This window comes from Aestuarium zhoushanense, from assembly GCF_056431045.1.
The window spans coordinates 1-19,619 of record NZ_JBWKMA010000004.1; the positions used below are offsets into that span (position 1 = coordinate 1).

Here is a 19,619-nt window from a genome sequence, read left to right on the forward strand (position 1 = left end):
GGCTATAGCACGAGCAAAACACCCGGATCCATTCCGAACCCGGCCGTTAAGTGCCGTTGCGCTGATGGTACTGCGTCTTAAGACGTGGGAGAGTAAGTCACCGCCAGACCTAATAAGAACCAATACTTTCTCTCTTTCGATATCTTCCAGCAAAGCAAACAAAATACGCAATAGCTGGATAAACGCACCAGTGACAAAACACCGTCACAACCGGCGCGGGGTGGAGCAGCCCGGTAGCTCGTCAGGCTCATAACCTGAAGGTCGTAGGTTCAAATCCTACCCCCGCAACCAAATAATGCATAAAATTATTCGGCATTAATAACGCCTTCCTAGGCTAAGGCCCCATTGATTTCCATGGGGCCGCGTGATTCACGGTTTGATAATTGAGCGGTGAGATGTCTGATCTTTTCTGGTTGAACGATGCGCAGATGACGCCTTTATAGCCTTTGGCCCGAAGTCCCATGGCAAGCCGCTGGTTGATGATCGTCGTGTGCTGAAGGGATACGCGCGTATATCACCGACCGGAAACAGCGCAAGAAGCCAGTTGACTGCAACAAGCGACACGACAAAAGCCGCAATCGGATCAAGAGAATGTTCGGAAGACCCTAGGGTTGAAGGCGTGTTGCGATCCGTTAGGGCAGGTGCCCAAAGGTCTTCATGTCAGAAATCGTTCTCGCGGCCATCGTCATCGACTGTCATTGAAATTCAATGAGTCCAGACCCTAGGCGATTGGATCTCATTTAATATCGAAGCGACGAGACGATATCATTCTTCAGGGTCATTGCGGCTGGGAGGAGGGCGAGGCCTAGTGCGATGCTGACAAACCCTGCGATGAACTGAATTTCGGTCCAGCCAAGGCTTGCCGAGATGTAGATGTCGGTCCGTTCTGTAACGATGGTTGAGATCACCGCTGCGAAGCCAATTCCGCTGATCAGGCCGAGGAGCGATCCCGCGACCAGCATGACTGCGCCGAAACTCCAGACGACGGCGAAGACAAAGCGAGATGGGGCGCCAATTGCCCGAAGGAGAGCGATGGTCCGTTTGAACAGCCGCGACAGGATGAATAGACCTAAGAGTACGCTTGCCGCGACCAGTACTTGTGTGACCAAGGCCATAAAGGACATCGCTTGCCTAATATCGCCCATGATCTGGTAGAGGTTCGATAAGACCGTTCCCGGAAAGAACGCCATTGTTTGTGCGTCGCGGGTGAATTCGGAACGCAAGGAATAGCTGGCCCAAAGCTCTTTGGGGTGAACGACAATGGTGGGCGTGCCTGGGAAATAGGCAGGATCAAATGGGGGACCGATCTGGTCGCCAGCCTCAAGTCTGTGCCCGTTGGCGAGGCCGTGGACCTCCCAAATGGTTTCAATTGGGACGAGGATCGCGCGATCCCAAGGTGTTCCTGTCGGCTTCATTCGGCCCACGACTGTAAGGTGATGCCCTTCGTGGACATCCTCTTCGGCGGCTTCACCTTCGCCGTGAGCAGGGGAAAATTCATCGCCAATTTCCAGCGGAACAAGGGTGCCGACGATGGCTTCTTCGCTGGTTTGCCAAACTCGGCCTTCGAAATTCCCGTCGGACAAATGCACCAGAAACTCTGCCGTTGTGCCCACGACAGCAGATGTGTTGTAGCTATCACCAAAGGCGAGAGGGGCCGCGAAGTCGACCTTTTCATGCGTCGCAATATCGTTGAACGTTTCACCATCGAGGAGCGCCATATCGCTGGGTTGCAGGTAGACCGCAGCAAACATGGCGGTAAGTTCGCTCCCCGGTGCTGCGACAACAAGATCGAATTTATCAGCGGCCATAGCGGTCCCGTGACGAAGGCCTCGTTCTTGTGCGGACAGGGCGATGCCGATGCCGACCGACACCGCAATCAATAGAACGAACAAAACGACAGTGCCGCGAAACCGCCATAGGATCGCCGAGGTCAGGGGCCACGGTGCAAACCCGCGTATAGTGAACAGACCGATGAGTACGCCGGGGCAAAGGAGGAGAGCTGTCTTTAGAATGTCCTGAGCCAACGCGGGCAAAGAGAGCCAAAGGTCGATCATGCGTTCCTCCGATCATCGACCATTTTGCCGTCTGTGATGGTGAGAACGCGATCCAAACGGTCGATCAAATGTTGATCATGGCTCACGGCGATGAATGTCTTACCGCTTTGTCGCACGAGAGTGACCAAATCGTCGATCAGACGATCAGCTGTTTCGCGGTCCAGACTTGCCGTAGGCTCGTCTGCGAGAAGGATCGGTGAGTTGGTGGCAAGAGCGCGGGTAATCGCGACGCGCTGCCTTTCGCCGCCAGAAAAGCTCGATACTGTTCGGGCGGCACTGTCGATCCCGAGGGCATTCAGGTGCCCGTCTGCGCGGGATTCGATGGCTTTTCGTTCTGCACGGGGGCGGAAAAGCGAGGCGATATTCGCGTTCGCTAAGGCGCCAAGCTCTTCGAACAGGTGGAAGTCCTGAAAGATCATACCAATGTGGTCAGCGCGGAATTTCGTTCTCGCGGTATCGGTCAGGGCAATGATGTCGGTGTCACCCCATCGGATGGACCCCGTGACACCGTTCATGAGCCCTGCAAGCGCGTAGAGGAGCGTAGATTTTCCTGCGCCAGATGGCCCGCGAATGCCGAGCAGCTCGCCTTGGGAGATGGACAAAGGCGGCAAAGACAGGATGCGTTTCCCATTGCTGCCGAGAATTTCTAGGGCCGAAGTTGTGAGGGCGAATGAATTAGGCAAACGTGGCATCCATCAAACGAACGAGGCTAACAAACCCCAGTTCAGGATCGCGATACGCGCCCAATTCCAAAATACCCGTCGTTACGATTTTCACGTTATAGGGGACGGGATTGATGATCCGCTTCGCGTAGACCGCCACGATATCGTTTGGCCATTCGGCTTCGGTTTCGCAGAATGGGCAGACCGACATTGGTCGGCGCGTCTGCACAAAGAAATTCGTTTCCGCCTTTAGGGGCGGGGCCATGTAGCCATCAACGGAAATGCGCTGCCCTTGGGTCGCTTGCGCAAACTCTGAAATCGCTTGGCGGTCGTAGAGGTCGCGCAATTTGATGATGCCGTCCTGCGCAAAGGCGCGCGTCCCAACAAAGGGGGCAGCAAGGGTAGAGGCGATGAATGTCCGGCGGCTGATCATGGTGCGTTCTCTTTAGATGAAACGGGGCCCATGTCGAAACATGGCCCCCGTCCTGTGTGTCTGTGGCGAAATTAGTCAGCGTTGATCGCGTGGTTCATCACGTGGAAGATCAAGTTCTGTTCGATGGTGCCATCGACCAGATGCGCCCACGGGCCTTTTGCGTAAACAGCGACGTCTTCGCCAGAGTGGGTTTCCGACTCCATCGGGATCAGAGCCTGCTGCAGGTAGTCGAGGTCCATCGCTTCTTCTTGGGTCACGTCAGGACGCGAGCCGGTGAAGTCGTTTGAGCCTTCTTCTTGTTTCAGAACGGTGCCAGCGCCGTTGGTGTAGGTGATGACCGAATAAGGTTTGCCATCAGCAGCAAGCGCCAGTTCGTCAGAGTGGATTTCACCCTCTTTTGCGATCTGGAAGCAGAGACCTTGGATCGGGGTGCCGCGACCGCAGTAGCCGTTGAACGCAATCGCGTGCTCGTGGTCAGCGGTTACGATGATCAGCGTGTCTTCGTCGTTGGTCATCTCATCTGCGAGAGCAACGGCTTGGGTCCAGATCATGCCGTCTGCGGCAGTACGAGCAAAGTTGCCAGCGTGGTTTGCGTGGTCAACGCGGCCAGCTTCGATTTCGAGGTAGAAGCCGTCTTCATTCTGGCTCAGGAAGTCGATCGCTGTGCGGGTCATGTCGAGAAGCGACGGTTCGGTCGCAGGACGGTCAGCCTCGTAGGAGGTGTGGCTGTCGGTCCAGAGGCCGAGGATCGGCTGGGACATGTCGAGAGCGTTAAGTTCTTCGAGGTTCGACGCATACTGGATGCCAGCGTCGCGTGCTTGACCGATCAGGTCGACGCCATCCGGACGGTGACCTGTGCCGCCGTTCGGGGTCATGTCGCCTTTGGGGGTGAAGTAACGCGAACCACCGCCGAGCGCGATATCGATCATGCCAGAGGTCATGCCATTGATCATCTGGGATGCGATGTCGGTTTGTGCGGTGCAGCCTTCAGGAACTTCGTCTTCCCAGTTGCGGTTCGCTGTTTTCGAAAACACAGCCGCAGGTGTCGCGTGGGTCAGACGAGCAGTCGATACGATACCAACCGACATGCCGCGTTCTGTTGCAATCTCTGCAAAGGTTTTCAGTTCGTTGCCAGCGACAGTGCTACAATCGTTGTGGATTGCGTCGCCGCCAAGGTTGATCAGGTTAAAGCGCTGTTTCACACCTGTGTTCATCGCACCAGCGGTCGGAGCCGAGTCTGGGGTCTGAGCGTTGATGTTATAGGTCTTTACGATACCGTTATAGAAATCATTGGTCTCATAGGGCAGGACGTTTTCTTCGCCGAGCATACCAAGTTGCTGACCCACATAGAGGCGGGTCGCGTAGTTGGTGCCAACGCCGTTGCCGTCAGCGATCATCAGGATCACGTTCTTTGCACGGCCTTCGTTGCGTTCGCGGGCGATGATTTCTGCGATTGTCTCTTGGCCTTGGGTGAACCATTCGCTTGATGTCTGAAGTTCAGGAAGCTCTTGAGCCATTGCAGAAGTCGAAATGGCCAGCGCTAGGGCTGACAAAGAAATGATGGATTTCATGATGTCCTCAACGGAATAGATTTGGGGTCAGAGAGCGACCGCCCTCGCGCTATGAGGGACCGCATTTTTGTAACACGCGTGTATAGATCGAGTTGTTGGGGCGAAAAAATCTCAACGTTGAAAACAGTCGGCTGATTTGATCTATCGGACGGCTACCATTTTGGGGGTATCAGAGAGGGGGGAGGACACCCTCTCAGACGGAGTCGGGTCGTTTAAATCAACGACTCCAACCATTCGACAGTTTTCGGAAGGGCATCAGTATGACGGTGCACCTCAAGAATGAGGTGCGGGGATTCTTCAAGCGCTGCGATGGTTTTGAGAAGAGGCGACCAATTGATACGGCCTTCACCAGGGTGCCAGTGGCGATCGGCGTAACCGTCCACGTCTTGTAGGTGGACGTGACCCAGATGTCCTGCGGCAGCCGCGATAAAGTCGGTCACGGGCGGCGCGGTATAGCGGCCATGGGCGAGGTCAGCATGACCCGTATCGATGGAAACCTTGAGGTTTGGGTGGTTGATCTCGGCCACCAGTTCAACACGAGTGGCGGGGTCCGTGTCGTCGATATTCTCGAGCATCAAAACGCAGCCCGTACTTGCGGCCCGTTTCAACACAGGTGCAAGACAATCGGCTGCGGCAGAGAACATAGACGGTTTGATGTCTGGATAGTTGCGCTGGTTCAGGACGTGCCAATAGGTGAAAGGGCTGTGGATCACCATATGGGTAGCGCAGAGCGCTTCAGCGATTTCGAGACCTTTGAGGAACCGCTGCTGGATCACCTCGCGAATGGCGCGGTCGGGGTTTGCGAGGTCGAGGCCAAAGAAGGGGCCGTGAATACCACGATGGCCTTTGTGCGGGGCAAGGGCCGTTTGGTATTTTGCGATCAAATCGGAACAGTCTCCAGCGATCACATCAGGATAAACGAAATCCTGAATTTCAATAGGACGATCCGAGTCGCAGATCCATGATTGCAGATTTTCAAATGTCGGCAGTGTGACGGCTGCACCAAAGGTTGAAAGTGCCAAGGTTACGATCCTTATTTGATGCCAGCGCGCATAAAGCTCTGCACGAATTGGCGTTGGAACAAGATGAAGCCCAAAAGAAGCGGGGCGGAGGTCATAAGCGTTGCGGCATTGATCACCGACCAAGAGGTGCCGCTGTCAGTGGTGGCAAAAATCGAAAGTCCGACCGTCAGTGGGCGCGTTTCGACCGAATTGGTGATGATGAGCGGCCAGAGAAAGTTATTCCAATGGTGACTGACCGACACGAGGCCAAAGGCCAGCATCGCGGGTTTGCCCAGAGGAACATAAACCCGCCACAAGAGGCCAAGCAGCGAACAGCCTTCGACCCGGGCGGCTTCGTCCAATTCTTTGGGCACAGTCATGAAGGTTTGCCGCAGCAGGAAAATGGCAAAGCCAGAGGCGAAATACGGAAGGCCAATCGCTATGATCGTATCGACAAGGCCGAGCGCGCGCATGGTTTTGTAATTCTCGACGAGCAGGATGTCGGGCATGACCAAAAGCTGAACTAGGATCATGCCGAACAGAGTTGATTTTCCTGGAAAATTCAGTCGCGCAAAGGCGAATGCAGCGAGCGTGCAGAGGATGAGTTGAGCCGCAAAGATCATCCCGACGAGAAGGAAGGTATTGATGAAATAGCGCGCAAAGGGTGCTTGGGACCACGCGCTCTGAAAATTCTCAAATGTCAGCGGTGCCATGAGGTCAAAGCGCGCTTCATAGGCGGCAGGGTGAATGGCGGCCCAGATTGCATAGGCGAGAGGGACGAACCAAAGCAGCGCGAGGACAGTTCCCGAACTCCGCATTAAAACGCGATCAAAGAGGGTGTCACCGATCATTTGTAATGCACCCGTTTGTCGGCAACAAAGAACTGCCCGATCCCTGCGAGTGACAAGATCAGGATCAAAACGACGGTGAGCGCGGCGGCATAGGCCGTGTCCCAGAACCGAAATCCCGTCTCAAAGATGTAGTAGAGCAAGAGCATCGACGCGTTGTCCGGCCCGCCTTTGGTCATCACAAACACATGGTCAACGAGCCGAAACGCGTTGATTACGGCATTGACCGAAACAAACAGCGTCGTGGGCATTATCAGCGGCAGGGTGACGCGACGAAAGAAGGTCCATTTCGAGCAGCCTTCAATTGCGGCTGCTTCGCGGAGAGTTTCTGGCACCGTTTGGAGTGCTGCCAAAAAGAAGATCATAAAGAACCCAGCCTCTTTCCAGATTGTCACGACGGCGACGGAATAGAGTGCTGTATCGGGTTGTCCTGCATAGTTGGCGGATGCAAATCCGAAAAACTGGCGGATCTGGTCAATGAGGCCAAATCCGGGAGCATAGAAAAACAGCCAAATGTTTGCCACAGCGACAAGTGGTAAAACCGTCGGCGTGAAAAAGGACATGCGCATCAGGGCGACACCCTTGAACGGTCTATGCACGAGGAGTGCCATGACCAATGCAAGCGCAATGGACGTCGGGATCGTTAATACCGCGTAGAGCGTTGAGTTGATCATCGCTTTGATAAAGATCGGATCATCCAGCATCTTTTGGTAGTTGCCCAAGCCTGTAAAAACAGACGGACGCCGACCTTTCGCCGTGGTCCAGAAGCTGTTGATCAGCGTCTCGACGGCGGGCAGATGTGTGAATGTGATCAGGAATACGAAGGCTGGAAGCAAGAGCAGCCATGCGTAAATCCATTCGCGACGCAGCATAGAGATACCTGTATGGGAATGACGGGGCACCGTTGGGCGCCCCGTCGTGATTTGGATTATTTGTAAGCTGCCAAAATGGCGTCTGCTTCAGCCTGAGCGGCGTCCAGCGCGGCTTTAGGCTCGGTCTGACCTGTGATCGCAGATTCCAGCGCGGAGTTGAGAAGCTGGGTGACCTTCGGGCCTTCGAAGGTGGAGAGTTCTGCAACTGCGTAGTCGAGCTGGTCACGTGCAACCAGTGCCTGCGGGAAATCAGCGGTGTATTCGACCATGGTTTCGGTTTCCCAGACGTCTGGACGCGGTGCGACGTAGCCCGTTGCGATGGTCCATTTTGCAGCCTGTTCAGGGGCGGTGACCCATTTCACGAAGTCAGCAGAGGCCTGAAGTTCTTCGTCCGAGGACCCTTTGATGAGGTAGAAGTTACCACCACCTGTCGGTGCACCGTTTTGTACCAGACCCGGCAGGAAGCCGACGCCGAAATCAAACGGCGCGTTGGTGCGAACGTTGGTGAGGTTGCCTGTGGTGGTCCAGATCATGGCTGCTTGACCTTCAAAGAAGGCTTTCGGTGTGCCGCCCCAATCAAGGATGCCCTGTGCCATCACTTCGTTCTCTTGCGACAGTGCAACGAGAGCTTCGAGCGCGCCAACGGCTGCGTCAGAGTTGAAGCTGACGTTCGTGCCAGTGTCGTCGGCCAAAAGACCGCCATTACCAGCGACGATACCAGTCCAGAGCCATGACGGGAAACCCGACGACGGGATATGAACGCCCCACTGGGTAACGTTGCCAGCATCGTCTTTAATGGTCAGGGCTTTGCCCATCTCGACCATCTCAGCCCAGTTTGCAGGGCCTACTTCAGGGTTCAGACCTGCTGCTGCAAAAGCTTCTTTGTTCCAATACAGAACCGGAGTGGACCGCTGGAATGGGATGCCCCAGGTTTTGCCTTCGGTCTGGCTGTTTGCCATGAACGCAGGATAGAAGCCGCCAATCCAGGCGTCTTGTTCTTCTGCAGTGACGAAATCGTCCCATGCAACGATCATGTCTTCGTCGATGAAGGTGAACATGTCGGTCGAGAGCGAGATAATCAGTTGCGGAGCATTGCCACCACGTGCGGCGGTGATCGCCTTAGTTGTCGTGTCGGCATAAGAGCCCGTGTAGATCGCATCGATCGTCACGTCAGAGTGTTCAGCCATATACTGTTCAGTCAGGGCCTGAATCGTGTCCGCAGCGGCGCCACCTACGGCAACCGGAAAATAGAACTCAAGCTCAACAGCCGACGCTGCCGAAGCCAATGTCACAACCGCCGATGAGGCGAGGAAAATGTTACGCAGTTTCATAGTTTAAGTCCTTTTGGGTTTGGGACAGGGAAGAAAAGTCAAAATCGCGCAGGCGTTTGCCTGTGGTCGCGTCAAATGCGTTCAACGCTCCGGTCGACCATCCGATGGGGAACGTGTCGTTTGGTGTGGGTGAGTGGGCTGGCTGGCGTAGGACAAAAGGGCTGCCGTTGATTTGACCAGCGACCAAACAATCCGCGCCTAGGTATTCAACACCGACAAGGTGTGCCTCAGGACCCGTATCCCTCAGGTGCAGATCTTCGGGGCGGATGCCGACGGTTAGGTTTGCGGGGCCGTCAAAGAGAGCACTCGCGGGAAAAAGGTTCATCGGCGGTGTCCCGATAAACCCAGCCGTGAATGTGGTTTCAGGTCGTGCGTAGATGTCTTCGGGGGTGCCGACCTGTTCAATCAGTCCACCGTTCATGACTATGATCTGATCGGCCATCGTCATGGCCTCGACCTGATCGTGGGTCACGTAGACAACGGTTAAACCCAGTTGTTTTTGGATCGACCGTAATTCGATCCGCATTTCAGCGCGTAGTTTGGCATCGAGGTTCGACAGTGGTTCATCCATCAAACAAATCGGACGTTCGCTGATCACCGCACGGGCGAGGGCGACGCGCTGCTGTTGCCCGCCAGAGAGCTGCGATGGTTTGCGATCCAAAAGCTGCGCAAGACCCATCATTTCGGCCACGCGTTTCAGGCGCTCCGCCCGTTCAGATCTCGGGGTTTTGCGAACGGTGAGGCCAAACAGGATGTTCTCAGCCACGCTCAGATGCGGGAAGAGTGCATAGGACTGAAAAACCATCGACAGATTGCGCGCGCTTGGTGGCTTGCCACGCATGTCCTGACCTTCGATCAGGATCGTGCCCTCGGTCTGCTCATCCAGCCCAGCAATCAGGCGCAGCAATGTTGATTTACCGCAGCCAGACGGGCCAAGCAGGACAGTAAACTCGCCTGAGTTGATTGAAACCGAAACATCATCGAGTGCGCGAATATGGTCAAACGCACGGGACACTTGATCGATTTGGATAGCGGTCTTGGGTTTCTGCATACGTGTGCAGAAACCATCTCGACGCAACGCTTCGGTGACAGTCTGATTAAAATTTTATGATGTCGCTGTTTTACTCAGCTGATGTGTGGCCGTAACGGCAAGCGAAGCCAAAGCGAACTGCGCGACGGGCTCTGGGCGTTTTGGATCTGCTACATCTTTACCAGACCTCTGGGTGCTTCATTTGGCAACCTCCTTTCGCAACCGTCCGACTACGGAAGGTTCAGATTAGGCACCATTCCGACCTTGCGACGCCAAAGCAGAGATGGCCTCAGAAACGGTTTGTGGCGCTGTGGTCTGGATATAGTGACCGCTCTGCACTGGGATCACGCGGGCATGAGGAAAACGGGCTGCGAAGTCGGCGGCCTGTTGCGCCCATGCAGTGCGCCAGCCCGGATCCTCTCCAATGCTCGGTTTGGTCGACACGAGGATCGTAATGGGGATGGCGCTCAACGCAGATAGGTCGGCAAGCGCCGCTTCGGTTTCAGGGACGCCATCCAGCTCAATCCGCGCGGCCTCAGAGAGAGCCATTCGTAACAGCTTCGGAACTTCGCACCCAGAGAGGGCCAGCTCGGTGCAGCGAGCGGTGAAGCCCGGAAGTCGAGGATCGACGAGGACGATACCCTGAACCTGATTGGCATGGCGGCGAGCGAAGTCCAGCACATAAAGTCCGCCGATTGAATGGCCGACAAGGATATAGGGCCCTTCGACACGGTTGGCGTTTAACTCCGCTTGAAGATGGGTACTGACCTCCGCGCCATTGCGGCGTCCATCAGCATCCTCGGGCCAGAACTGACCGACGGCGAGTTCGGCCCCTAGACCATATCCCGCACGCGTCCATGCAAATCGACCAAGACCCGAGGGCACTGCGACACTGTTCCAGACAGAAGCATCGTCGCCGAGCCCCGCCTCGAAAATCACGGTGGGGCCATCGGCGCGGGTGACCTCTGGGGCGGAAGTGGCACAGGCAGCCAGAAGAGGTAGAAGGGCGAGGCATCTAAAGAGGGTCATGAGAACTCCATCGGTTTGGTCGTATCTGTTTTGACCTCAATTTGCGGGCCAGACGACCGATCCAAAGGGGGCGGACGCACTTGCCGACAAACTCAAAGGGCGGCATGGTGCGCCGCGAAAGGCAGGGCGGATGACTGGAATCCTCATTGGAATGGCACTGATGGCAGCAGGGGCTATCTGGCTTCGCAGTCGGGGGGCGGATCAACGGTTGGCCTCAGCCTTGGACCTTTTGGTCGTCTTCGCCCTTGGTTTGGCCTTGGTCCTTGGCCTAGAGGACAGCCAATGGGAGGACTGGCAGGTCGTCGTTTTGCCTTTTCTACCACCTCTTCTGGCTCAGCACTTGCGTCGCCTGTCTGGCACCTCTCGGTGGCCGCGTGCCGAGCTTGCTCTAACCGCCAGCGGGGCGCTATGTTTGCCCTTCCTCCTTTTACCGTCTGCGGCGCGGACCAGCATGATGGCTGGAGAGATGCCAGAAGTCGCCCCGATTTTGATCCTAATTTCCCTCGCGGGCATAGCGCTCTACTGGCTTTTTCTCTGCCTTGTAACGGCGCTGGCAGGGCTTGGGATATTGCGCGAACTGCGGCGGCAAAAGGCTGCACTGGCTCAGGTACTTGCCCAGCCCTCACCACGCTTTGACGCTGTAGCGGCGCTGGGGCTTGGGGTGGCGGCGCTTTTCGGGCTGCAGCTTTTGGACCTTTTGACGCTTGGACGTGTGCTGGTTGGGCCACTCGCGGACCTCTTTGTCCTAGCTTTGGTCCTTAGTACCGCCGCCCATGGCTTGACCCTTCGTTTATCCCTGCCAGATTGGGCTACCGAAGTCGTTGCCGAGGCCCCAAGCTATGCGCGCTCGGGCCTCGATCCAGAAGCCATGGCCCTCCTTCTTACACGCATCGACGCTGCCATGCGCCGCGACGGCCTCTGGCGCGAGCCAGACCTTTCGTTGGCTGACTTGGCGACTGCGGCTCATGCGAAGCCCTTCTACGTCAGTCAGGCCCTAAACCAAGGCAAGGGAGAGAACTTCTACGATTACGTAAATCGTTGGCGAGTGGCTGAAGCGAAAGAGCTTCTCCAGACGACTGGGGGGACAGTTCTGTCGATCGCATATGCTACGGGCTTTAACGCTAAATCGACCTTCAACGCGGCCTTCCTAAAGCTTGTCGGGATGACCCCAAGTGCATGGCGGGCGTCCGGGCCAAAGGGTTCGGACGAAGACTAACGATAAAGGTGAAAGTGTCGGGGTCAGATCTACAAACGGAGGCCCCGATGATCAGACGTCACTTCCTTGCTCTTTTTTCACTTTGGGGGTTGGCCGCTTGCCTGCGCCCGCAGGACCCGGTCGTTCGTCCCTATCCCCACCGCGCTTTGGTGGTGGAGGGGCCCGCGGGCCCACTGGCCGGAGAACTGGTCTTGCCTGCGGGTGAGGGGCCGTTTCCGGCCGTCCTTCTGGTTGCAGGTTCGGGTGCGCAGAGCCGTGACGAAGAGGTGGCGGGCCATCGCCCGTTCCTCGTCATTTCGGACTTCTTGGCCAAAGCGGGTTATGCGAGCTTCCGCTATGACAAACGCGGCGTAGGGCAAAGCGGTGGTGATTGCGCTACAGCCACTATCAGTGATTTCGCGGAAGACGCAGGGGCGGCATTTGACGTGTTGGCGGCGATGCCTGAGATTGATAATGGCCGCATTGCGATGCTCGGCCACTCTGAGGGTGGGTTGACCGCGCCCTTAGCAGCACGGGGGCGAAACGTCGCGGCACTGGTCCTTTTGGCTGGGCCTGGTGTGCCAATAGACGCGCTCTTGCGGCTGCAAACAAGGACCATCGCGACGCTTCATGGGGCGAGCCCGTCCGAAATCGAGAGCCTCGATAAGGCCCTCGATGGTGCCTTTACGGCGCTGCGAGCGGCCCCCGACCTTGATGCCGCTCGTCTGGACTTGGCACAAGCTCTTGCACCTCTGCCTCCCGCTGAGCGGGCTAACCTTGAGGGGCTTATTGCTACGCCGTGGTGCTTTGATGCCCTTCGCCACGAACCGCTGACCCTAATTCGCGCCTTTTCTGGCCCTGTGCTTGCGCTATACGGTGGAACCGACACCCAAGTGGACGCGACGATTAACGCAGCCGCCTTACGCAGCCTCGGCCCACGCCTTGGACTGCACGTCGAGATCATGCCGGGACTGAACCACCTCTTCCAGCCCGATCCATCAGGGGACCCAAGAAGATATGGGCGGATCGCTATCACGATGGCGCCTGAGGCCGAAAGACGGGTGGTGGACTTCCTGAAAATGGCACTGCGCCCACGCGCCATTTGAGCGCAGCTACATACTTTTGTCCGCTATGGCGCATTCAATGTGCACCGCGAGATCAATTGGCATTGAAGCAATTTCGTGGGGTCGAAGAACTTTGACCCGTTCCTTCACATGCAGTGCCTCACGATTTCGATGTCGACGAACTAACCGACGATTTTGCCCCCAAGCGGACGTTTAGGCTGACCAGTACCAGTGCCGAGGCTCGTCCGCATCCCTGTAGATAGACCCAGCTTAGCCCCTCGGTTTCGTGACACCTTCAAGGTTCTTCTGCATACCTAGAGTTTCTTCCTCGAGCGCGAGTTTCACAAATTGTGAGACCAGAACCCTCTCATATTTTATGCATTTGATTTTTGGTGAGGATTGTCTTTAAATTGAGCATATTAATTGTGGTAGCTTACAAAGCGTGCGCTCCCCCGCAACCAAAACTAATTCATTTACAATATCAGTACCCTGTAATCCCGCCAGCGGGGCTGTCGGCGTTTGCCCCATCGAAAGCTGCAGTAACGTGGCGAGGCCGCCTTTGCTCGTCAGTTTCGTTATAAATATCTATTCCAGAGTCACTCTTTCGGCCTAAAATATATACCTGTTCTGACGGGATCGTTTTACATTGAACGTCCAAGTCGTTCACCGCTCCTTTACCTTCTAGATCAGGACCTCCCATGACCGCTCACTTGTTTCAGTTGCCCGAGGCTCTCACGGTCCCCGTAAAGGGTGAGACGGCGCAGTATCCTGTGGGACGTATCTTCTGTGTCGGGCGCAATTATGCTGCTCATGCCGAAGAGATGGGGTGTGAGGTTGATCGCGAGGCTCCGTTCTATTTCACAAAGTCGTCCTCTGCTGCGATCCTGTCGGGTACGACAGCGGCTTATCCGCTGGGTACTGAAAATTACCATTACGAAATGGAATTGGCCTTGGTCATCGGGTCGGACGTTGCTCGAGCAACGCTTGATGAAGCGGTTGCTGCGATATATGGGTATTGCTGTGCGCTCGACATGACGCGCCGCGATTTGCAGCTGAAAGAACGGGTGAAACAGCGGCCTTGGGACTTGGGCAAGGACGTTGAACAGTCTGCGGTGTTTTCCACCATCACCAAGGCAACTGATTTTACGCCAGCCGATCAGCGCATCCATTTGTCGGTTAACGGTGACCTTAAACAGGACTCGGCGCTCTCCCTGCTTGTTCACAAGGTGTCTGACATCGTTGCTGATCTGTCTAAATATTATCACCTTCGTGCTGGCGATGTGATCCTAACGGGCACGCCAGAAGGTGTCGGACCCGTTGTCCCAGGTGATGTGATTAGCGGTGGCATCGACGGGCTTGAACCGATTTCATTGACGATCGGTGCGTCGATTTGACCGCCAAGGTTTCCTTTCCGTAACGTTAGGAAACTATTGAACCTCAAATACTTGGGCGACCTAATGCGCGGGACGTTTAAGGGAGGACTTTATGGATATTTCGGGGCAGGTGGCCATCGTAACAGGTGGCGGCAGCGGTCTAGGTGCGGCAACGGCGCGGTATTTGGCTTCCAAGGGCGCAAAGATCGGCATTCTGGACTTTGACGGTGCTGCAGGGGCAGCGGTCGCGTCCGAGGTGGGAGGTCTAGCAGTTCAGGTCGACGTGGGCGATGCCGCGCAGGTGGAAGCCGCCATTGATACCATCGTATCTCAGCTCGGCGCACCGCGTGTCGTTGTGAACTGCGCAGGCATTGCGAATGCTGCTCGCATGGTGGGGCGTGAAGGTAAACTGGCCGTCGACCTGTTCGAGCGTGTGATCCGCGTCAACCTGATTGGCACATTCAACGTGATGTCTTATGCGACGCGGGCGATGATGGACTTGCCGTTGCTGGAAAATGGTGAGCGTGGTGTGATCATCAACACCTCATCCGCAGCTTATCAGGACGGTCAAGTGGGGCAGGCGGCCTATTCGGCGTCAAAGGGTGGCGTGGCGTCGATGTGTCTACCGCTGGCGCGTGAACTGGCGCAATCGGCCGTGCGTGTCATGGCGATTGCACCGGGTCTGTTCGGCACGCCAATGATGATGAGCCTACCGACAGAGGTTACCGACGCGATCATTAAAAACGTGCCCCACCCAGCGCGTTTGGGTCAGCCGGACGAGTTTGGCCTCTTGGTGAGCCAGATCATCGAGAACCCATATCTGAACGGTGAAGTTATTCGCCTAGATGGGGCGACGCGTCTGCCGCCACGATAAGGGCACACAGAAGTAGCAAAAAGGGGCGCGGTTGCGCCCCTTTTCGTGTTTGTAGGTATGGCGATTTTAGAACTGGCCGATCGACCAGAAGAACGTCTCGCCCGAGCTATCATCAACGCCGTCGTTGTCGGTCGACATCCATGTGGTGCCGTCTTGCATGATTGCCATGCCTTCGATCTTGTCGACAACGTAGCCGCCGTTCGATGCCAGATCAGGGATTAGGTCGTAGACGACTTCTTTGGTGACAACGGGTAGGTCGCCGCCCAGTGGCGCAGGCACCATTTCGGACAAAGCAACGCGGGTCACTTGTTTCACGGCTGCGTTTTCGCCGATCTGGTTGTCGCGTTCGATCAGGTAGACGTAGTCTCCGTGAGCCTGAATTTCCGACAGGCCGATCCAGCCTGTTTCAACCGCGTCCAGCGGATAGCGAACAGCGCCCCATTCTTCGGTGGTGGTGTTATACGACACCAGTTTCACAAAGCCTTTGTCGTCGTCAGCCCACTCCCGCTGAACGGCCATCCAAAGGGTGTCGCCAACCAGCGTGATGCCTTCAAAACCAAAGCGTTTTTCAATAACCAGAAGCTCTGCTGGAAGAGCGATTTCTTCTTTGATCTGGCCGTTGGCCTTAACGTGGTAGATCGCGTGGGGAACCAAACGGTCGGTGCGGCCTTCGGATGCGATCCAGAAACCGCCTTCGCCGTCCAGCGTGATACCTTCCATGTCCATCTTCTGTGCCGGATAGCCTGCGCGGGTCACGTCGGTTGCTGCGATGATACGAGCAGGTGTTTGGCTCGGGTCGATGGTGAAGATGCGCGGCTGGTAGCCATAGAAGCTGTCATTGACGGCGTAGATCAGACCGTCTTCGTCAGCGACCATGCCAGAGATTGCACCCCAACCGATCAGTTCGTCAGTGCCTTCAGAGGTCAGCTGCGGGTAAGCTGCTGGTGCGTTCTGAAGTTCGTAGATCATGACGTGCGCGCGTGCTGCGCCGTCTTCGCCAAGGTCTACTTCGTTTGCGGTGGCAAGCAGGCCGCGCTCTGGGATTGCAATCGCGCCCTCAGGCGAAATGCCCGACGGCAGGACCTGTTTAAAGACAGGGTTGGTCGCGTCGGTTACGTCGTAGACGGTGATGGTCGATGCACGTTCCGACAGGATAAAGGCGTAGGTGGTGTCGCCAAAGGTCGCGACTTCCATGCCTTCAGGCTCAACACCTTTAGCGTCGGACCGTTTGTCAGGGTAGTGGCCTGCTTGGATGATCGGGGTTTCAAAGGCGTTGCCAGATTCCCAAACCAAAGTGCCGTCTTTGTGGAACACTGTGACCGAACGCGAACCGCCGTCCATGTCGCCTTCGTTTGCGATCATGACGTGGTTATCGTCGATCCACTGAAGGCCATCGGGCTCGCGTAGGCGACCAGGCTGGCTTTCGTTAAAGATCAGCTCGCCGCGTTCGTCGGTTGCGTCGATATTGACCAGATCTACAGAACCAGCCGAGAATTCGTTCTGAACCGAACCGTCAGCGTTCAGGATAACGATCGAGTTGTTTTCCTGCATTGTGACGGCAATTTCGCCAAGGCTGTTGACATCAACGAACTCGGGCTCTGGATCTTCGGGGGCGATGTCGCTGAGGCCAGAGACGTCGATTTTTACGAGGCTATCGCAAGCTAGAGCGTCGTCAGAAAGACCAACGGTGACCATGTAGCCGGCAGGCATCTGGCCAACGCGACCGTCGCCGAGGTCTTCGTCACGTTCGTTTTCGATAGCGACCGTTACCATATCGCCAGCGTGGGTGTGCGCGGTCGAGTCAGGCTGACCACCGAGGTCACATTCACCAGTGACTGAACCGTCAGCGAGGTTTACAGAAACCAGCTTGCCCGACGGATTGGTGTAAGACTCAGAAGTGTTCACCGCAACGTAGGCGGTGTTGCCGACGACGGTTACAGAGGTAGGTTCGCCGCCCATGTCCACGTTGCCTTTGGCCTGTGGATTTGTCGCGTCAGTGATGTCGATCAGACCAACAACGCCCAGCGGGCTGTCGGTATAGATTAATGTCATGCCATCGTCGGACGCGGCGATGATTTCGGCAGAGGATTCTGCAGAGGCATCAGCGTTGTTATGCGGCGTCGCAAACGATGCGATGCGGTTAAAGTTCATCTCTGCCGATGCTTGGCCAGCGGCCAAAGCGAGGATCGACGTAATGCAGACGGATTTAAAGGTCATGCGAAACTCTCTGTCGGAAATTGAAAGACAGAATTCGCATGAAGGGCCTGTGTAACCCCTGATTAAAGCAACGGTAACACTCCTGTAAAATCACAACCCACGTGCTGTTTTGCGGTCTGCGGCCACGCCTTGAGGTGTCGTAAAACTGAATCTTTGCTGTCGCTAAAGGTTCATAGGCATGAGAATTTCCTGTCACAAACCATGCGTATCCCCCGTCGAAGCAACACAGGGGATGGTATACAACTCAACGTAAACAGCGTGACCAAGCGCTTCGGTGACAGAGCGGCAGTCGACAACATTTCTTTCTCTGTCGAAGGCGCGCAGTTCGTAGGCATTATTGGCCGCTCTGGTGCGGGTAAATCGACGTATCTGCGTATGATGAACCGCCTGACCGATGCGACCGATGGTCAGATCGTCGTTGATGGCGTTGATGTGCTGGCACTGCAGGGCAAAGATAAACGCGACTGGCAGAGCCAATGCGCGATGGTCTTCCAGCAGTTCAACCTTGTCCCGCGTATGGATGTTGTGTCGAACGTGCTGCATGGCCTTTTGGGTCGCCGTTCCACGCTGACGAGTGTTCTGAACCTTTGGTCGAGCCAAGACATCACCCGCGCCCTCGAAATTCTTGACCGCTTGGGTATCGCTGAACAGGCCGCAAAGCGGGCCGAGGCGCTATCTGGTGGTCAACAACAGCGTGTCGCGATTGCCCGTGCGCTGATGCAAGACCCCAAGATCATCCTTGCCGACGAACCGATTGCCTCGCTCGACCCGATGAACGCGCAGATCGTGATGGACACGCTCAAGCGCATCAACGTCGAAGACGGTCGCATGGTGATGGCGAACCTCCATACCCTCGATACAGCGCGTCGTTATTGCGACCGCGTGATCGGGATGCGGGACGGACGCATCGTGTTTGATGGCGCCCCTAGTCAACTGACCCAAGACGTTGCTCGCGACATCTATGGGGCAGACGAAAGCTTTTCCGAGAGCGCAACCTCGACAGAGATCGGGTCGCTGGCTCCCGCAACAGAATACGCAGCCGTACTATTGAGCGACTGAGTAGCCACAGGCAAAGGCCGTGTGATGGCCGCGCCAATTCGAATGATATGTTCCCTTTGGAGACGACCATGAAAAAGATCCTTTCTGTTGCACTCGCAACTACCGTTCTGGCTGGCGCTGCTGCCGCTCAGGAAATCACTGAATTCAACATCGGTATCCTCGGCGGTGAAAACGCTCAGGACCGTATGAACTCCTATGCTTGCCTTCAGAACTACGCATCTGAAGCACTCGGCGTTGACGTCAAACTCTTCGCTCCTGCTGACTACGACGGCGTTATCCAGGGTCTTCTGGGCGGCACCATCGACATGGCTTGGCTCGGCGCTTCGGGTTACGCAAAAGTTTACCTGACCGACCCTGAAGCTGTTTCGCCAGTTCTGGTTAAAGCGAACCTCGACGGTTCTTACACCTACCATTCGATCGGTTTCGCACGCGCTGACAGCGGCATAACCTCGCTCGAAGACGTTCAGGGCAAAGTATTCGGCTTCGGTGATCCGAACTCCACCTCTGGCTTCCTGATCCCGTCGGTAGAAATTCCGCAGGCAACTGGCCACTCGATGGAATCCGGCGACTACTTCGGCGAAGTTCGCTTCACCGGCGGTCACGAGCAAACCATCGTTGCTGTTAACAACGGCGACATCGACGCTGGCGTGACCTGGGCTGACGGTCAGGGCAACTGGGAAGACGGCTACAATTCGGGCGCTCTGCGCAAGGCAGTTGACGCTGGCCTCGTTGACATGAACGACCTCGTTCAGATCTGGATGTCTAAACCGATCCCGGAAGGCCCTGTTGTTCTCCGCAACGCACTGCCAGAAGACGTAAAAGCAACCATGACCGCGCTGGTCGAAGGTCTGCAAGCTGCTGACCCAGATTGCGCATACGGCGTTGCTGCTGGTGATACCTCTGGTTTCGTACCGATCACTCACGACTACTACGAAACCATCATCGAAGTACGTCGTCAGCAGATCGCTAACGGTTCCTAATCAAACCAATGACCCGAAGGCAGAAT

General features: G+C 56.1%; 17 protein-coding genes, 1 tRNA gene, 1 rRNA gene and 1 pseudogene. 9 read left to right on the top strand and 11 right to left on the bottom strand.

Annotation, left to right across the window (positions count from 1 at the left end; all coding sequences use genetic code 11):
- From rrf to AC07ED_RS02285, 3 genes and pseudogenes are all read left to right on the top strand, one after another.
- Positions 1-109: ribosomal RNA gene (gene rrf / locus AC07ED_RS02275) — 5S ribosomal RNA — on the top strand; the annotation flags it as partial.
- A gap of 105 nt (positions 110-214) precedes the next feature.
- Positions 215-291, top strand: a tRNA-Met gene (locus AC07ED_RS02280).
- 104 nt (positions 292-395) lie between these two features.
- Positions 396-526 (top strand): annotated as a pseudogene (locus tag AC07ED_RS02285) (IS5/IS1182 family transposase); the annotation flags it as partial.
- A 214-nt stretch (positions 527-740) separates the two neighbouring features.
- Here the strand turns inward: AC07ED_RS02285 and AC07ED_RS02290 are convergent.
- From AC07ED_RS02290 to AC07ED_RS02335, 10 genes are all read right to left on the bottom strand, one after another.
- Positions 741-2,054: an FtsX-like permease family protein gene (locus AC07ED_RS02290; RefSeq protein ID WP_105234393.1), complete on the bottom strand. Its 1,314-nt coding sequence runs from the start codon at positions 2,052-2,054 to the stop codon at positions 741-743.
- Entirely contained in the window at positions 2,051-2,746 is a 696-nt protein-coding gene (locus AC07ED_RS02295; RefSeq protein WP_105234394.1) for an ABC transporter ATP-binding protein, read from the bottom strand. The genes AC07ED_RS02290 and AC07ED_RS02295 overlap by 4 nt, the downstream gene beginning before the upstream one ends.
- Positions 2,730-3,149, bottom strand: coding sequence for a hypothetical protein (locus AC07ED_RS02300; RefSeq protein WP_105234395.1), 420 nt, complete (start codon positions 3,147-3,149; stop codon positions 2,730-2,732). The genes AC07ED_RS02295 and AC07ED_RS02300 overlap by 17 nt, the downstream gene beginning before the upstream one ends.
- A gap of 71 nt (positions 3,150-3,220) precedes the next feature.
- On the bottom strand, positions 3,221-4,720 hold the full coding sequence (locus AC07ED_RS02305; protein ID WP_105234396.1) for an alkaline phosphatase: 1,500 nt from the start codon (positions 4,718-4,720) through the stop codon (positions 3,221-3,223).
- Positions 4,721-4,932: 212 nt separating this feature from the next.
- Positions 4,933-5,742, bottom strand: a complete 810-nt coding sequence (locus tag AC07ED_RS02310) for a sugar phosphate isomerase/epimerase family protein (RefSeq protein WP_158664480.1) — start codon at positions 5,740-5,742, stop codon at positions 4,933-4,935.
- Positions 5,743-5,753: 11 nt separating this feature from the next.
- On the bottom strand, positions 5,754-6,572 hold the full coding sequence (locus AC07ED_RS02315) for a carbohydrate ABC transporter permease (protein WP_105234398.1): 819 nt from the start codon (positions 6,570-6,572) through the stop codon (positions 5,754-5,756).
- The gene (locus AC07ED_RS02320; RefSeq protein ID WP_105234399.1) at positions 6,569-7,441 is read right to left on the bottom strand and encodes a carbohydrate ABC transporter permease; all 873 of its coding nucleotides are present in this window, start codon (positions 7,439-7,441) and stop codon (positions 6,569-6,571) included. Before AC07ED_RS02320 ends, AC07ED_RS02315 begins: the two co-directional genes overlap by 4 nt.
- Positions 7,442-7,497: 56 nt before the next feature.
- Positions 7,498-8,772 (bottom strand): ABC transporter substrate-binding protein, encoded by a 1,275-nt coding sequence (locus AC07ED_RS02325; protein WP_105234400.1) that lies wholly within the window; start codon positions 8,770-8,772, stop codon positions 7,498-7,500.
- Complete coding sequence (locus AC07ED_RS02330) at positions 8,759-9,823, bottom strand: ABC transporter ATP-binding protein (RefSeq protein WP_105234401.1); 1,065 nt, start codon at positions 9,821-9,823, stop codon at positions 8,759-8,761. Before AC07ED_RS02330 ends, AC07ED_RS02325 begins: the two co-directional genes overlap by 14 nt.
- A gap of 225 nt (positions 9,824-10,048) precedes the next feature.
- On the bottom strand, positions 10,049-10,831 hold the full coding sequence (locus AC07ED_RS02335) for an alpha/beta fold hydrolase (RefSeq protein WP_105234402.1): 783 nt from the start codon (positions 10,829-10,831) through the stop codon (positions 10,049-10,051).
- 130 nt (positions 10,832-10,961) lie between these two features.
- On the opposite strand from AC07ED_RS02335, the gene AC07ED_RS02340 reads away from it, so the two are divergent.
- The 4 genes from AC07ED_RS02340 to AC07ED_RS02355 all read left to right on the top strand — a co-directional run bounded on the left by AC07ED_RS02340 (position 10,962) and on the right by AC07ED_RS02355 (position 15,337).
- Complete coding sequence (locus tag AC07ED_RS02340; RefSeq protein ID WP_105234403.1) at positions 10,962-12,047, top strand: helix-turn-helix transcriptional regulator; 1,086 nt, start codon at positions 10,962-10,964, stop codon at positions 12,045-12,047.
- Between the two features lie 47 nt (positions 12,048-12,094).
- The gene (locus AC07ED_RS02345) at positions 12,095-13,132 is read left to right on the top strand and encodes an alpha/beta hydrolase family protein (protein WP_105234404.1); all 1,038 of its coding nucleotides are present in this window, start codon (positions 12,095-12,097) and stop codon (positions 13,130-13,132) included.
- 656 nt (positions 13,133-13,788) lie between these two features.
- Entirely contained in the window at positions 13,789-14,484 is a 696-nt protein-coding gene (locus tag AC07ED_RS02350; RefSeq protein ID WP_105234405.1) for a fumarylacetoacetate hydrolase family protein, read from the top strand.
- Between the two features lie 91 nt (positions 14,485-14,575).
- Positions 14,576-15,337: an SDR family NAD(P)-dependent oxidoreductase gene (locus AC07ED_RS02355; RefSeq protein WP_105234406.1), complete on the top strand. Its 762-nt coding sequence runs from the start codon at positions 14,576-14,578 to the stop codon at positions 15,335-15,337.
- Between the two features lie 66 nt (positions 15,338-15,403).
- Here AC07ED_RS02355 and AC07ED_RS02360 read toward each other — a convergent pair whose 3' ends face one another.
- A complete protein-coding gene (locus AC07ED_RS02360) occupies positions 15,404-17,554 on the bottom strand; it encodes an esterase-like activity of phytase family protein (protein WP_105234407.1) in 2,151 nt (716 codons plus the stop codon).
- 201 nt (positions 17,555-17,755) lie between these two features.
- On the opposite strand from AC07ED_RS02360, the gene phnC reads away from it, so the two are divergent.
- Both phnC and phnD read left to right on the top strand, forming a co-directional pair.
- Positions 17,756-18,613 carry a phosphonate ABC transporter ATP-binding protein gene (gene phnC, locus AC07ED_RS02365; protein WP_105234408.1) on the top strand — a complete coding sequence of 286 codons (858 nt, stop codon included), beginning with the start codon at positions 17,756-17,758 and terminating at the stop codon, positions 18,611-18,613.
- Positions 18,614-18,681: 68 nt separating this feature from the next.
- Positions 18,682-19,593 carry a phosphonate ABC transporter substrate-binding protein gene (gene phnD, locus AC07ED_RS02370; RefSeq protein WP_105236281.1) on the top strand — a complete coding sequence of 304 codons (912 nt, stop codon included), beginning with the start codon at positions 18,682-18,684 and terminating at the stop codon, positions 19,591-19,593.
- Positions 19,594-19,619 lie beyond the last annotated feature (26 nt).

Coding starts and splice junctions, on each gene's coding strand:
- AC07ED_RS02290 (WP_105234393.1), bottom strand. CDS start 2,054: ATGATCGACCTTTGGCTCTCTTTGCCCGCGTTGGCTCAGGACATTCTA.
- AC07ED_RS02295 (WP_105234394.1), bottom strand. CDS start 2,746: ATGCCACGTTTGCCTAATTCATTCGCCCTCACAACTTCGGCCCTAGAA.
- AC07ED_RS02300 (WP_105234395.1), bottom strand. CDS start 3,149: ATGATCAGCCGCCGGACATTCATCGCCTCTACCCTTGCTGCCCCCTTT.
- AC07ED_RS02305 (WP_105234396.1), bottom strand. CDS start 4,720: ATGAAATCCATCATTTCTTTGTCAGCCCTAGCGCTGGCCATTTCGACT.
- AC07ED_RS02315 (WP_105234398.1), bottom strand. CDS start 6,572: ATGATCGGTGACACCCTCTTTGATCGCGTTTTAATGCGGAGTTCGGGA.
- AC07ED_RS02320 (WP_105234399.1), bottom strand. CDS start 7,441: ATGCTGCGTCGCGAATGGATTTACGCATGGCTGCTCTTGCTTCCAGCC.
- AC07ED_RS02325 (WP_105234400.1), bottom strand. CDS start 8,772: ATGAAACTGCGTAACATTTTCCTCGCCTCATCGGCGGTTGTGACATTG.
- AC07ED_RS02330 (WP_105234401.1), bottom strand. CDS start 9,823: ATGCAGAAACCCAAGACCGCTATCCAAATCGATCAAGTGTCCCGTGCG.
- AC07ED_RS02335 (WP_105234402.1), bottom strand. CDS start 10,831: ATGACCCTCTTTAGATGCCTCGCCCTTCTACCTCTTCTGGCTGCCTGT.
- AC07ED_RS02340 (WP_105234403.1), top strand. CDS start 10,962: ATGACTGGAATCCTCATTGGAATGGCACTGATGGCAGCAGGGGCTATC.
- AC07ED_RS02345 (WP_105234404.1), top strand. CDS start 12,095: ATGATCAGACGTCACTTCCTTGCTCTTTTTTCACTTTGGGGGTTGGCC.
- AC07ED_RS02350 (WP_105234405.1), top strand. CDS start 13,789: ATGACCGCTCACTTGTTTCAGTTGCCCGAGGCTCTCACGGTCCCCGTA.
- AC07ED_RS02355 (WP_105234406.1), top strand. CDS start 14,576: ATGGATATTTCGGGGCAGGTGGCCATCGTAACAGGTGGCGGCAGCGGT.
- AC07ED_RS02360 (WP_105234407.1), bottom strand. CDS start 17,554: ATGACCTTTAAATCCGTCTGCATTACGTCGATCCTCGCTTTGGCCGCT.
- phnC (WP_105234408.1), top strand. CDS start 17,756: ATGCGTATCCCCCGTCGAAGCAACACAGGGGATGGTATACAACTCAAC.
- phnD (WP_105236281.1), top strand. CDS start 18,682: ATGAAAAAGATCCTTTCTGTTGCACTCGCAACTACCGTTCTGGCTGGC.